A 13,277-nucleotide genomic window follows, 5' to 3' on the forward strand; every position below is an offset into this window, starting at 1 on the left:
GCCAGCTGGCAGGTCGCATCAATCGACTTGACCAATGGCGGACCTGTCAGTGATGTGTCGGAACAGGTGTCAGCAATGTCTCCGGTCTAAACATCATGCCGGCCGATGACGCCGGAGTGCTTGCACAGGCCTCCCCACATGTCGTCCCTGCGAAAGCAGGGACCCATACGCCGCGGCTCCTGTTGTGAAAGGGACTCGTCGTTCCGACACCGCAAGACAACGACCATTCGTGGTTATAGGTCCCTGCTTTCGCAGGGACGACAGCGAGTATGTTGCGCGGCTGGTGGGGCAAACTTCCGCGTTCTCGCGACATGATCTGTCCGAGCTTTGCTCTCCCCGGCATTGTCCGGGCGGCGCCACAGACACAATCGGCAATAAATTGTTCCGCGTAAGCTGCCTGTAAGCAAGCGGGCGCTATCTTCATTTGCGCGCTTGAGCGCCGATTCTGCCCTGAAACTTCGCAGCAGCGCAGGCTGGTCGCCTCGACCACCGGCAAGAGTTAGCTCGTGAACACGACACGCCCCACGCCGCCAGAACTCGCCCAGAACGCCCGCCAGCATGCGGCAGCGATACCTGCGCAGCTCGCCGAGACGATGGCCGAGAATGCTCGCCTCAAGACGATCGCGATTACCGTGATGCTCGAGATCGCAGCGCTCCGGGAACGGTTGCCGCCGGCAGCCGGCGAGTAAGCGCGCGTCGGATATCAGACTTGAGGCAGCCGGCCGATGGCCCTCGCGCCTCGCGGTCGGGCAATGCGCCCGGCGCCGGCCGCGCAACGGGCGCGGCCCGCTTCTTGCCCTCGCCGCCTCAATAGATGCGGACGTGGTTGGCTTCGAACGTGACCGGAAAATTGTTGCTGTTCTTCAGGGTCAGGATCAGCACGACGCCGACACCGCCGCGGTAATCCCAGTACACGGCCCGGTCCGTTTCGTGCAGCGGCTCCATCGGGGTTCGGCTCTTCTCGAAATGCGGTGCGATCGACACGTCGAAAAACTCGTTGGGCGCCTTCGAATCCTTTCCCCACCAGAACGTGAAATTCTGGCTTGAATTGGCGGCGATCGTATAGGTGCCTTGCTTGTGGTCGATATTGGCCATGATGTCGGGGTCCTTCGTTTTCCATTCGTCGCTCCAATGCGACGCCCCAACCATGATGCGCCGCGCGCGCGCACGCCGTGAGCTACATCACGCTGCTTTGCAACCCATGCAATCCGCTCCGGAGACATGCCCGGGCTTGCCCCATCGCCCGTGTCCTTGTCCCGGGCAGTCATGCCGATATCAAGAAGCGGCCCCAACAAACATGTAATCGCTGATGCCAAGATGGTTCGGAAGGTACAACGTGTTTGCCCCCGAGTACGAGTCGATCCATGGCAGCTTTTGACGAATGTCGGTCACAAGGGGATCGGTCGTCATTTCCACTGACGCTCCGGCAAACCGCGCGGATGGACCAAGCACGGACGGTATGTCGTCTACGAGAATCGTCCTTGCGGTGGTTGGGTCTCGCGGATTTGAGAACCACAGGATGCGCGGGAGATTGTCGAGGGCAAGTTCGCGTTTGCCACGCAAATTGACCAGTTTGGATAACCCCTCGATTGAATCATCGACGCCAAATCCGCGGGGAACGAGCCACAATGCGCTCCAACCCGCATTGCCATCATGCGCCCCCCAATGCTCGGCCGTGAGCGTCGCCACCATGACCCCATGCCCTTCAAGATCGACCAGCGCTGCCTGGCCGCGCAGTTCGGAGGAGAATGAGACGAGCGCTGGCAGGAGGTGCGCGTACCAGGTCACCTCGACCACACTCGAGCCGGAATGGAGTTTGCCGTCCGCCTCGATATTGACCGTCAAGCGGTAGCGATAGGTGTAGGTCGGATAGAAGAATTTGTAGGTCGCGAAGGCCGCGACGAGCACCATCGACGTGACAAGCAGAATTCGTTTCATGGAACGCAACTTAAGCGTTTATGCGGCACGATGTGCACGATCATGGCCATTGCGTTAACGGCGCCTTGCTTGTCCTGCCTGACCTCCGCCTCGGCCCATGGCGGACAGCCCCCTCACCAACGCACCGCCCTTGATGAAAATTTGAATCGTGCCCGACATCGGCCATTTGCCATGTTCAGGCGCGCGCGCGTTCGCGACGCAACCATTCCGCTGAAGCTTCGGTTTTTGCCCCGGTTGGACGCAACACGGAGGCAAACCACATGAGCGACCCGAATGCGTATGCTGATCAGTATCAGGCCATGGGACAGGGCACTGCTCCCGGCGCCGCTTCTGGATCAGGCAGCTCCGGATCATCAGGACAATCGGCGGGTGGTGGCGGCGCGGATGCCGGAAGCGGCGGCGGCTCTTCGTCGGGCAGCATGACGGGATCATCGGGTTCCGGCGCGTCGGGTAGCGGTACGGGCAGCTCCAGCGGCGGCAGCTCCGCTGGTGGCGCGGGTGGTGGCAGTTCGGGAGGCGGTAGCTCGGGCGGCGGCGGTACTGGAACGGATGGCGGCGCTTCGGGCGGTAGCGGCTCGAGCGGCGGCACCGCTTCGGGTGGCGGCACGTCCACCGGCGGAGGCTCCGGAAGCGGTGGATCGCCAGGCCTCGGCAACGGCCTCGTGCTCGCCGGACAGGACGGGTTGCTCCAGCCCGTGCTGAATCCGGTCAATGCGGCCGCGACCAACGCGGGCGGTCTTCTCACCACGATCGGGCAGCAGGCCGGTGTGGACAGCACGGTCCACGATGTCACCAGCCTCGCCGGCACGGTCGGGCTCGGACAGCTCGGCGCCGCGCCAGTTGCGGACGGGCACTCCAATCTCCTGACCGACGTACTCAACACGCCAGGTGAAGTCCTGGCGGGTCACGCGCCCGACGCCGTTTCCAATCTCGGCACCGATCTCGCCGATACCGTGAATGCGATCGGCGCTATCCCGGCTGGTCTCGGCCAGAACAGCGGCCTCACGCTCGCGGGACAGAACGGACTGCTGCAACCCGTGCTGAACGCGCTCAACGGCGCGGCGTCCGACGCGAGCGGTCTCCTCACCACGATCGGGCATGAGACGGGTCTCGACAATGCGGTTCACAGCGTCACCAATCTCGCCGGCGCGGTCGGCCTGGGCCAGCTCGGCATGGCGCCTGCTGCCGACGGGCACTCCAATCTCCTGACCGACGTGCTCAACACCCCCGGCGAAGTCCTCACCGGTCACACGTCCGACGCCGTGACGCATCTCGGCGCCGATCTCACCGATACCGCGCATGCGCTCGATGCCGTGCCGGCCGCTCTGCTCACCGGTGTGGTCAATGGAAAGGACGACCCGACCAATCCGGTCGACAATCTGATCCACGATCTCGGTCACGACCTGCAAAGCCTGCCGCTGGTGACCGCGAATGGCGGCAACAATGCCGGCGATGGCGGATTGCTGGGCGGCATCGTCGGCAGCCTCAGCAACGCGAGCAGCGGCCATCTTGTTACGGTCGACGTCGGTCCGACGCAGGCGAACGGGACACCGATCGATATCCTGGCTGCGCCAACCTCGGGCGATCATCACACAGTCGAGGTCAACGCCGTCGATGTCGGGCCGAACGGACCGCACCTGCTCGATCTCGGCGCACTGACCGGCAGCAATAGCCCGCTCAGCATTCCATCGCTCGGCGGCACCGGAACGGATGGGCTGGTCGGCAATCTGCTCGGCGGCCTCAACCTCAGCCATGCGCAGGCAGGCAACATCGCCTCAGGCAATACGGCGAGCGCGCCTGTCGATGTCGATACTGTGGTCCATGATCTGATCCCGATCACTGGCGATCACGGCATCCTCAACAGTCACGGTACGCATATCCTGTAAGCGCGCTGAGATCGGCGATGGCACCTGCTCCTCTCCCCGTTCTTGCGGGGAGAGGGTTAGGGCGAGGGGCTTTCGCCGCGCATGCGGTGACAGTCGCGCTTGCGGAGACTCCCCTCACCCGGATCACATTGCGCTTCGCTCCATGCGATCCGACCTCTCCCCGCGGGCGGGGCGAGGTGAAACGAAGTCTGCGACTCGATGCACCTCTCACTCCGGCCGTCCCGCGGCGTCGAGGATCAGCCGCGCGATCGGATCGGGCTGCGAGATCAGCGCCAGATGGCTGGCCTTCAGCTCGATCGTGGTGGCGCCCATCCGCTTCGCCATGAAGCGTTCGAGATCCGGATTGATGGTGCGGTCCTCGGTGGAGACCGCGTAATAGCTCGGTTTGCTGCGCCAGGCGGCATGGCTGGTCTTGCCTGCGAGCAGTTGCTTGTGGAACGGCTGCTGCACGGCATAGAGCACCTTGGCCTTTGCCTCGGGCAGGTCACCTGCGAAATCGCGCAGGAACGCGGCTTCGCTCAACCGGCCATCGTCGCCATCGAATACGATGCCGGCGCTTGCCGGCGGCGTCGGATAGGTTTTGGCCAATGCGGTGTAGTCCTCGTCCGCATCGGGGGCGCGCGCGGCGACATAGACCAGCGCCGAAACATTCGGATGCACGCCGGCCTCGGTGACGATCATGCCGGAGAAGGAATGGCCGACCAGAACGGTCGGGCCATCCTGGCGATCAAGCACGCGCTGCGCCGATGCAACCGCTTCCGGCAGCGTGGTCAACGGATTTTGCACCGATGTCACATTGAGCCCGGCCGTCTGCAATCGCGGAATGACCTCGGACCAGCAGGAGCCGTCGGCGAACAGGCCATGCACCAGCACGACGTTGCGTGCCCTTACCGGCGGCGTGGTTGCGGCCATGCCGCGCGAGGACACCAGCGAAGCTGCCGCGCCGGCAAGCAGAGCGGTCGAGAAAGTGCGTCTGTTCATCATCATGACAAGGGCTCGGATGAAAGGAGTGGCGAAGCGCGCCCACCTGCGGCGGCGAGCGGACAACCTCTCCTACGCACGCAATCGCGCGTGGTTACGCGCGGCGCCGCTCGGATCGCGACGATCAAGGATAGTTGAACAGGCAGGAAGTGCGACGTTTGATCAAACGCGTCTCGCCGCACACAACCGTGATCGCGGCAGCAATCCTCAAATCAAACATCTCACTTGGGGCCACCCCTCTCCCCAACCCTCCACCGCAAGGGGGGAGGGAGCCCGACGAGTGTGCTCACCTCACTTAGCGCTGGTCATTACGCATCCGATTTGTGAGGGACGGACCGGCGGACGGGTTCCCTCCCGCCTTGCGGGGGAGGGTTAGGGAGAGGGGTGCCGCTTGCTCAGCGGCCTGACGATACCCGCCAAGACCGGCATCCGATGCCCAAGCCGCCCCCTGTTCCCGGCCGTTCCAACGAGATTCGTATTGAACGCTTGGGCTTAGGCAAATTTTAAACCGGGAGGCGTAGCTTACCCCTTGCGAGTTCAGTGGTTGAGAGTTTGTGAGTACGCCATGACAGAACCCCATCGCCCGAGGGTGAAATACGTCATCGGGCCTGACGGCAGCCCGTTAACGATTGCGGATTTGCCGGCCCCCGGTACCAAACGGTGGGTCATCCGCCGCAAGGCCGAAGTCGTCGCTGCGGTCCGCGGCGGCCTGCTCTCCCTCGAGGAGGCCTGCAGCCGCTACACGTTGACCGTCGATGAATTCCTTTCCTGGCAGTTCTCGATCGACCAGCATGGTCTGGCCGGACTGCGCACCACACGTATCCAGCAATACCGGCAGTAGACCTGCCAATACCCGTGGCATTTGACGAAAACCGGCCTCGCTTTGCGAAGCCGGTTTTTTTCATGTCCGCGTTTTTGCCGCGGTTCTTAACCTTCGTTAACCATATGGAAACCATACCCTAGGCAATATTTGCCCAGTCGGACCCGCGTGGGCCGAATCCCTGGGGGCCGTTGGTGCAAAGTCTGGTTGCTTTCCTGAGAGGTCTTGGTGCGGCCCGCCTCGCGGCCATGGTTGCGGTCACCGCGGCCCTGATCGGCTTCTTCGCCTTCGTCATCATGCGCGTCACCACGCCGCAGATGACCACCCTCTTCACCGACCTGTCGACGGAGGATTCGTCGGCCATTATCAAGGAGCTGGAGCGCCAGGCGATCCCGTTCGAGCTGCGCAATGACGGCGCGGCGATCATGGTGCCGAAGGACAAGGTGACACGGCTCAGAATGAAGCTGGCCGAGGGCGGCATGCCCAAGGGCGGCGGCGTCGGCTACGAGATCTTCGACAAATCGGACGCTTTGGGCACCACGAGCTTCGTCCAGAACATCAATCATCTGCGCGCACTGGAGGGCGAGCTCGCCCGCACCATCCGCGCCATCGACCGTGTCCAGGCCGCGCGTGTCCACCTCGTGCTGCCGGAAAAGCCGCTGTTCTCGCGCGAGACGCCGGAGCCCTCGGCCTCGATCGTGTTGCGGGTCCGCGGTTCGCTGGAGCCGCAGCAGATCCGGGCGATCCGCCATGTCGTCGCCTCCGCCGTCAACGGGCTGAAGCCGCAGCGGGTCTCGATCGTCGACGAGGCAGGCCAGCTGCTCGCCGACGGCGCCCAATCCGATGCCGATGCCACGGTCGGCGACGAGCGCCGCGCCGCCTTCGAGAAGCGGATGCGCAAGCAGGTCGAGGACATCGTTTCCTCGGTGGTCGGCGCCGGCCGCGCCCGCGTCCAGCTCTCCGCCGACTTCGACTACAACAAGATCACCCAGACCTCGGACAAGTTCGACCCCGAGGGCCGCGTGCTGCGCTCGACCCAGACCCGTGAGGAATCGAGCCTCACCGCCGACAATTCCGGCCAGGTCACTGTCGCCAACGAGCTGCCGGGCAGCCAGAACCAGGACAACGCCGCCCGCGCCCGCGACCAGAGCAAGAAGAGCGAAGAAACCAACAATTACGAGATTTCCCGCACCACCAAGACCGAGGTGACCGAGGCCGGCCGCGTCAACCGTATCTCGGTCGCGGTGCTGGTCGACGGCGCCTACGCCAAGAACGAAAAAGGCGAGATGGTCTACCAGGACCGCACCAAGGAGCAGCTCGACCGCATCGCCGCCCTGGTCCGTTCCGCGATCGGCTTCGACCAGAAGCGCGGCGACCAGGTCGAGGTCGTCAACCTGCGCTTCGCCGAGCCGCCCGCCTCGCAGCCGATCACCGAGCCGACCGGCCTGCTCGGCATGCTGCAATTCACCAAGGATGACGTGATGTACGTCATCGAGCTCGGCGTCATGATGATGCTCGGCCTGGTCGTGCTGTTCATGGTGGTCCGGCCGCTGGTCAAGCGCATCGTCGCCGCCGACGTCATTCCGGCGCTGGCAGGTGGCGGCCTGCCGGCGCTGGCCGAAGCCAATGCCGAGAGCGCCGGCGCGACCGGCCAGGCGCTGATTCCGGCCGGCAGCGGCGCGGCGCAATTGATCGACGTCGCCCAGATCCAGGGCCAGGTCCACGCCCAGGCCGTGCACCGGGTCGGCGAACTCGCCGAGCGCAATCCGAACGAGACCGTCTCCATCGTCCGTCAATGGCTGAGCGAGCCGGTAGAGAACTGACATGGCCGCCGTACCCCAGACCACCAACGCCAACGATATCGCCACCGTCCTCTCGACGCTGGCGAACCGGCAGAGCGCCCGGCCCAAGGGCAAGCCGCTGCCCGGCCCGAAGCGCGCCGCGATCCTGATGCTCGCGCTCGGCGAGCAATATGGCGGCAAGATCTGGTCGATGCTCGACGACGAAGAGGTCCGCGAGCTGTCGGTTCACATGTCGACGCTCGGCACCGTCGAGGCCGACGTGGTCGAGGATTTGATGCTGGAATTCGTCTCGCGGATGTCGGCCTCCGGCGCGCTGATGGGCAATTTCGACGCCACCGAACGGCTGCTGCAGCAATACCTGCCGGCCGAGCGCGTCACCGGCATCATGGACGAGATCCGCGGGCCCGCCGGCCGCAACATGTGGGAGAAGCTCTCCAACGTGCAGGAAGAGGTGCTCGCCAACTACCTCAAGAACGAGTACCCGCAGACCATCGCCGTGGTGCTGTCGAAGCTGAAGCCGGAGCATGCCGCGCGCGTGCTGGCGATCCTGCCCGAGGATATCGCGCTCGACGTGGTCGGCCGCATGCTGCGCATGGAGGCGGTGCAGAAGGAAGTGATCGAGCGCGTCGAGCAGACGCTGCGCACCGAGTTCATGTCGAACCTGTCGCAGACCCGCCGCCGCGACGCCCATGAGGTGATGGCCGAGATCTTCAACAATTTCGACCGCCAGACCGAGACCCGGTTCATCACCTCGCTGGAAGAAGAGAACCGCGAATCCGCCGAGCGCATCAAGGCGCTGATGTTTACCTTCGACGATCTGATCAAGCTCGATTCCGCCTCGGCCCAGACGCTGATGCGCAACATCGACAAGGACAAGCTCGGCGTCGCGCTGAAGAGCGCCAATGAGGAGGTGCGCAGCTTCTTCCTCGGCAACATGTCCTCGCGCGCCGGGAAGATGCTGATGGACGACATGGCCGCGATGGGCCCGGTGCGGCTGCGCGACGTCGACGAGGCGCAGGCGCTGCTCGTCAACCTCGCCAAGGACCTCGCCGCCCGCGGCGAGATCACCCTGACCAAGAACCGCGCCGACGACGAGCTGGTGTACTGATGGCCGCACCTGCAAAATTCCTGTTCGATACGGACTTCTCGGCGCCCGACCGCGCCCGCGAGCGCGCGCCGACGCCCGCCGAGGTCGCCCAGAAGGTCGCCGACGCCGAGGCGCGTGCCTATCGCGCCGGCTACGAGGCGGCGCTGCGCGAGGCCAAGGTCGAGAGCGACCGCCGCGCGGCGCAGGCGCTGGAAGAGATCGGCACCGCGATCAAGGGCATCGCGGCTCGCTTTGCCGGCATCGAGATGCGGATGGAGACCGAGGCGGTCGACGTCGCGGTCGCGGTCGCCCGCAAGCTCTGCGCCGAACTGGTCGCGCGCGAGCCGCTCGGCGAGATCACCGCGCTGGTCTCCGACTGCTTCTCGCATCTGGTGGCAACCCCGCATCTCGTGGTTCGCATCAATGACGCGCTCTATGAGGCGGCGCATCACAACATCGAGCAGATGGCGGCGCATTCCGGCTTCCAGGGCCGATTGGTGATCCTGGCCGAGCCGACCATTGCGACTGGCGACTGCCGGATCGAATGGGCCGATGGCGGCGTCGTGCTGGAACGCGCTGCGATCGAAGGCAAGATCAACGAACTCGTCGGGCGCTATCTGGCGTCCCGCGGCGAGGCTGGCTGAAGGCGATTGAGGGCTGAACCATGAGCGACACCGACACCCAAGTCCCGCTTCCCGATCTCAACGCCGCCGACGCGCCGGGGATCGACGACATCGGCTACAACGAGGACGAAAACGCCGCGCGCATCGCGGCCGATCTCGAGGCCGTGTTCGACGTGCCGGTGCAGGTCTCGGCGGTGCTCGGCCGCTCCAAGATGGACGTCGGCGACCTCCTGAAGCTCGGACCGGGCACCGTGCTTGAACTCGACCGCCGGGTCGGCGAGGCGATCGACATCTACGTCAACAACCGCCTGGTGGCGCGTGGCGAAGTGGTGCTGGTGGAAGACAAGCTCGGCGTGACCATGACCGAAATCATCAAGGCAGAACGCTCTTAAAACGAACCTAGGCGGTAGCGCGCGGAACCTGCGCGACCAGACGAACAGGAGATCATCATGCGGCTTCTCATCGTTGGCACCCTGAAGGGCCAGCTCACGACCGCGACCAAGATCGCGATGGACAACGGCGCTTCGGTGACCCACGCCGAGGCCGCCGAACAGGCGATGAACGTGCTGCGCGGCGGCAAGGGCGCCGACCTCCTGCTGGTCGATGTCGGCCTCGACATCCGCGACCTCGTGATGCGGCTCGAGGCCGAGCACATCCACGTGCCGATCGTCGCCTGCGGCATCTCCAACGACGCCCGCGCCGCGGTCGCCGCGATCCACGCCGGCGCCAAGGAATACATCCCGCTGCCGCCCGACCCCGAGCTGATCGCAGCCGTGCTGGCCGCGGTCGCCAATGACGCGCGCGACCTGATCTACCGCGACGAGGCGATGGGCCGGGTGATCAAGCTGGCGCAGCAGATCGCCGGCTCCGACGCGTCGGTCATGATCACCGGCGAGTCCGGCACCGGCAAGGAGGTGCTGGCGCGCTATGTCCATTCCCGCTCGGCCCGCGCCAAGCGGCCGTTCATCTCGATCAATTGCGCGGCGATCCCCGAGCACCTGCTGGAATCCGAACTGTTCGGCCATGAGAAGGGCGCCTTCACCGGCGCGGTGGCGCGCCGCATCGGCAAGTTCGAGGAAGCGACCGGCGGCACGCTGCTGCTCGACGAAATCTCCGAGATGGATGTCCGCCTTCAATCGAAACTCTTGCGCGCGATCCAGGAGCGGGTGATCGATCGCGTCGGCGGCACCAAGCCCGTGCCCGTCGACATCCGCATCATTGCGACCTCGAACCGCAATCTGTCGGAAGCGGTGCGCGAAGGCACCTTCCGCGAGGATCTGCTGTTCCGCCTCAACGTCGTCAACTTGAAGATCCCGCCGCTGCGCGATCGCTCGGCCGACATCCTCGAGCTGGCGCAGCACTTCGCCAAGAAATACGCCGAGGCCAACGGCCTTCCCGTCCGCCCGATCTCGACCGAGGCCCGCCGCGTTCTGACCGCGAACCGGTGGCAGGGCAACGTCCGCGAGCTCGAGAACACCATTCATCGCTCGGTCCTGATGGCGCAGGGCGACGAGATCGGACCGGACGCGATCCTGACCCCCGACGGCGATCGCCTCGACCTTGCCAAGACCGCGCCCGCGGTGGCGCACGCGACGCTGGCCGCCGAGCAGGTCACCCGCGCGCTGGTCGGCCGCACCGTTGCCGACGTCGAGCGCGACCTGATCCTGGAAACGCTGAAGCACTGCCTCGGCAACCGCACCCATGCGGCCAACATCCTCGGCATCTCGATCCGCACGCTGCGCAACAAGCTGAATGAATATGCCGACGGCGGCATTCCCATCACCCCGGCCGGCAATGGCGCGCCCGACTATCAGCGCATGGCGAACGCCGGTTAAGAAGAAGGGAGGCGGCGGAGCCATGCCGCCGCCCGCCCCGCCTCACGAATAGCTGGGCGCGTCGGGCTTGCGAAAGATCCGGATCGGATCGCCCGGCGTAATGTCGCGGCCGGTGAACGCCGCATACGCATAGAGCGCCAGATAGGCGACGGCGATTGCGCCGACGAGATAGAACAGCCAGGCTCCCAGGCGCTTCATCGAACCGTCACGTCTCCGAAACATCCGCGGCTTTTAGTGCGGTTGCCGGGAAAGCGCCACGGCCAACATGCCGCGCCGGCTGCCTCGCCGTTGATCCCTTGAATCTTGCAGTCAGTTGCCGTATTCAATCCCATATTGCGCTTTTATATTTGGACAACTGGAGAGTGATATGGCCCTTTACGTGCAGACCGCCGGCACCCTGTCCACCAACTCCGCAACTCTTACGCCGATGCAAGGTCTCAGCCTGACGATCCCGGAGGGCGTCGGCACCACCGCGATCATCACCCTCAACGTTCCGAATCCCTACGCCATGGGCAACGATATTCCAGGCGGCGTGTTCGGCGTCACCGTCAATGGCACGGCCTCGCCGGTCGTCGCGAGCTTTACCTACAATGAAGGGACCCCGTCGAGCTTCGGCCGCGTCCCGACCACGCTGGTCGTCGGCATTCCGCTGGGCAATACGGCTCAAACCATCCAGGCCGTATGGGCTGGCGTTCGCGGCAGCAATGTGATCATCGACAGCCCGGCGTCCCTCAGCGCAGTCTACTGAAGGCCGATTCGGACCGGCAACGCTGCGCTGAAGCATGGCCGGGAAAGTGCGAAGCGGCTTTCCGGATCCTGCGGGAACGAGAATCTCAAGCGCGATGACGATTCAAATTCATCGCGCTTTAGGCACACGCGGAGCATGGACGTGACGCGACGGCAGGCTGACCTCGGCCAGCCGCGCGGCGTCTTCGTCCCGGTCGATCGCGACATATTCGCCGTGCCAGTAGGCCAGCGCGGCGGTGCGTTGCGATGCGATCACGTCGAGCACGCGGCCGATGACGATCGCGTGCGAATGCCGCTCGATGACCTCTTCGATCTCACAGTCGATCGCAGCAAGCGCTCCGACCAGCAGCGGGACGCCTGAGGCGCGCGTGGTCCATTCGGCGCCGGAGAACCGCTCCGCGCCCTTCAAGCCGCCCTTGCCGGTGAAGCGTTCGGCGATCTCGAGCTGATCCGCGGTCAGGATGTTGACGCCGAACACGCCATGGCGCGCGATCAGCGGCCAAGAGGACGCGGCGCGGTTGATGCTGACGATCAGTGACGGCGGCTCGACCGACAGCGACGACACCGAGGTCACCGTCATCCCCGAAATCTCCCGGCCGCGCCCGGCCGTGATGACGCTGACGCCGCCGGTGAGATGGCGCATCGCGCCACGAAACTCGGCGGCCGCCACCGCGGGTTCGATCGAAACGTTGCGGACGAGGGAATTCATGGCGACCTCACAGAGTGTCTTCGCTGCCTTCGAGCAGATGCTTCAGGATCTCGCCTTCCAGCGCGGCGAGCTCGGCCGAGCCGCGCCGGCGCGGTCGCGGCAGATCGATCGTGACATCCTCGGCGATCCGGCCGTCCTCGATGACCAGCACGCGATCGGCGAGCGCGACGGCCTCGGCGACGTCATGCGTCACCAGGATCGCGGTGAAGCCCTGGTCGCGCCAGACCCGTTCCAGCAATTGCTGCATCGAGATCCGCGTCAGCGCATCGAGCGCACCGAGCGGCTCGTCGAACGCCAGCACCCGTGGCTGGCTGACCAACGCCCGCGCCAGCGCCACGCGCTGCTTCTGGCCGCCCGAGAGCACCGACGGCCACTGGGCGCGCTTGTCGCCGAGGCCGACCTCGACCAGCGCGCGCTCGGCACGCGCCTGCGCGTCGGCGGAGGAGCGCTCGCGCCCCAGCCCCACCTCGACGTTGGACAGCACCCGTGCCCAGGGCAGCAGGCGCGGCTCCTGGAACATGACGCGGACGTCCTGCGCCCGCGGCTCCTCGCCGAACGCGATGCTGCCCGCGGTCGGCGCATCGAGGCCGGCGATCAAGCGCAGCAGCGTGCTCTTGCCGCAGCCGCTGCGGCCGACGATCGCGACGAACTGGCCGGCGGGAATGTGCAGGTCGATGCCGCGCAGCACCTCATTGTCGCCGAACGCCTTGCGCAGGCCGCGGATGGTCAGCGACAGGCCGCGAGCCGCCGCTTCCGGTCCGCGCCGCAACTGCCGCGCCTGCACGCGGATGTCGGAACGATCGACCGGCTCGGCGTCAACGGGTTGGAATCGAAGCGCTTCTTGCATTC

Annotated in this window: 15 protein-coding genes; 9 read left to right on the forward strand and 6 right to left on the reverse strand. The window is 65.4% G+C overall.

What is annotated here, in order from left to right; all coding sequences use genetic code 11:
• Nucleotides 1-506: 506 nt before the first annotated feature.
• Nucleotides 507-689 carry a hypothetical protein gene (locus tag FBZ93_RS38805; RefSeq protein WP_146992973.1) on the forward strand — a complete coding sequence of 61 codons (183 nt, stop codon included), beginning with the start codon at nt 507-509 and terminating at the stop codon, nt 687-689.
• Between the two features lie 118 nt (nt 690-807).
• Here FBZ93_RS38805 and FBZ93_RS38810 read toward each other — a convergent pair whose 3' ends face one another.
• Nucleotides 808-1,095 carry a hypothetical protein gene (locus tag FBZ93_RS38810; RefSeq protein WP_146992976.1) on the reverse strand — a complete coding sequence of 96 codons (288 nt, stop codon included), beginning with the start codon at nt 1,093-1,095 and terminating at the stop codon, nt 808-810.
• Nucleotides 1,096-1,275: 180 nt separating this feature from the next.
• The gene (locus tag FBZ93_RS38815; RefSeq protein ID WP_146992977.1) at nt 1,276-1,938 is read right to left on the reverse strand and encodes a hypothetical protein; all 663 of its coding nucleotides are present in this window, start codon (nt 1,936-1,938) and stop codon (nt 1,276-1,278) included.
• 260 nt (nt 1,939-2,198) lie between these two features.
• On the opposite strand from FBZ93_RS38815, the gene FBZ93_RS38820 reads away from it, so the two are divergent.
• On the forward strand, nt 2,199-3,824 hold the full coding sequence (locus tag FBZ93_RS38820) for a hypothetical protein (RefSeq protein ID WP_146992978.1): 1,626 nt from the start codon (nt 2,199-2,201) through the stop codon (nt 3,822-3,824).
• A gap of 207 nt (nt 3,825-4,031) precedes the next feature.
• Here FBZ93_RS38820 and FBZ93_RS38825 read toward each other — a convergent pair whose 3' ends face one another.
• Complete coding sequence (locus FBZ93_RS38825) at nt 4,032-4,811, reverse strand: alpha/beta fold hydrolase (RefSeq protein ID WP_146992979.1); 780 nt, start codon at nt 4,809-4,811, stop codon at nt 4,032-4,034.
• Nucleotides 4,812-5,370: 559 nt separating this feature from the next.
• On the opposite strand from FBZ93_RS38825, the gene FBZ93_RS38835 reads away from it, so the two are divergent.
• From FBZ93_RS38835 to flbD, 6 genes are all read left to right on the forward strand, one after another.
• Nucleotides 5,371-5,646: a DUF1153 domain-containing protein gene (locus FBZ93_RS38835; RefSeq protein WP_002714638.1), complete on the forward strand. Its 276-nt coding sequence runs from the start codon at nt 5,371-5,373 to the stop codon at nt 5,644-5,646.
• A 173-nt stretch (nt 5,647-5,819) separates the two neighbouring features.
• Nucleotides 5,820-7,448, forward strand: a complete 1,629-nt coding sequence (gene fliF / locus FBZ93_RS38840; RefSeq protein ID WP_146992981.1) for a flagellar basal-body MS-ring/collar protein FliF — start codon at nt 5,820-5,822, stop codon at nt 7,446-7,448.
• A 1-nt stretch (nt 7,449) separates the two neighbouring features.
• Nucleotides 7,450-8,535, forward strand: coding sequence for a flagellar motor switch protein FliG (gene fliG / locus FBZ93_RS38845; protein WP_021077001.1), 1,086 nt, complete (start codon nt 7,450-7,452; stop codon nt 8,533-8,535).
• Nucleotides 8,535-9,158, forward strand: a complete 624-nt coding sequence (locus FBZ93_RS38850; protein ID WP_074132075.1) for a FliH/SctL family protein — start codon at nt 8,535-8,537, stop codon at nt 9,156-9,158. The genes fliG and FBZ93_RS38850 overlap by 1 nt, the downstream gene beginning before the upstream one ends.
• Before the next feature lie 20 nt (nt 9,159-9,178).
• The gene (gene fliN / locus FBZ93_RS38855; RefSeq protein ID WP_050631817.1) at nt 9,179-9,529 is read left to right on the forward strand and encodes a flagellar motor switch protein FliN; all 351 of its coding nucleotides are present in this window, start codon (nt 9,179-9,181) and stop codon (nt 9,527-9,529) included.
• Between the two features lie 57 nt (nt 9,530-9,586).
• The gene (flbD, locus tag FBZ93_RS38860; RefSeq protein WP_146992983.1) at nt 9,587-10,972 is read left to right on the forward strand and encodes a sigma-54-dependent transcriptional regulator FlbD; all 1,386 of its coding nucleotides are present in this window, start codon (nt 9,587-9,589) and stop codon (nt 10,970-10,972) included.
• A gap of 42 nt (nt 10,973-11,014) precedes the next feature.
• On the opposite strand, the gene FBZ93_RS40995 is transcribed toward flbD, so the two are convergent.
• A complete protein-coding gene (locus tag FBZ93_RS40995; protein WP_167351875.1) occupies nt 11,015-11,170 on the reverse strand; it encodes a hypothetical protein in 156 nt (51 codons plus the stop codon).
• A 169-nt stretch (nt 11,171-11,339) separates the two neighbouring features.
• Here FBZ93_RS40995 and FBZ93_RS38865 point away from each other — a divergent pair, with 169 nt between their 5' ends.
• On the forward strand, nt 11,340-11,720 hold the full coding sequence (locus tag FBZ93_RS38865) for a hypothetical protein (RefSeq protein ID WP_146992984.1): 381 nt from the start codon (nt 11,340-11,342) through the stop codon (nt 11,718-11,720).
• 108 nt (nt 11,721-11,828) lie between these two features.
• Here FBZ93_RS38865 and FBZ93_RS38870 read toward each other — a convergent pair whose 3' ends face one another.
• Nucleotides 11,829-12,428, reverse strand: coding sequence for a flavin reductase family protein (locus FBZ93_RS38870; protein ID WP_146992986.1), 600 nt, complete (start codon nt 12,426-12,428; stop codon nt 11,829-11,831).
• Between the two features lie 7 nt (nt 12,429-12,435).
• Nucleotides 12,436-13,275: an ATP-binding cassette domain-containing protein gene (locus FBZ93_RS38875; RefSeq protein ID WP_146992988.1), complete on the reverse strand. Its 840-nt coding sequence runs from the start codon at nt 13,273-13,275 to the stop codon at nt 12,436-12,438.
• Between the last annotated feature and the right edge of the window lie 2 nt (nt 13,276-13,277).

The sequence above is a fragment of the Bradyrhizobium macuxiense genome (genome assembly GCF_007993935.1).
GTDB lineage: Bacteria > Pseudomonadota > Alphaproteobacteria > Rhizobiales > Xanthobacteraceae > Bradyrhizobium > Bradyrhizobium macuxiense_A.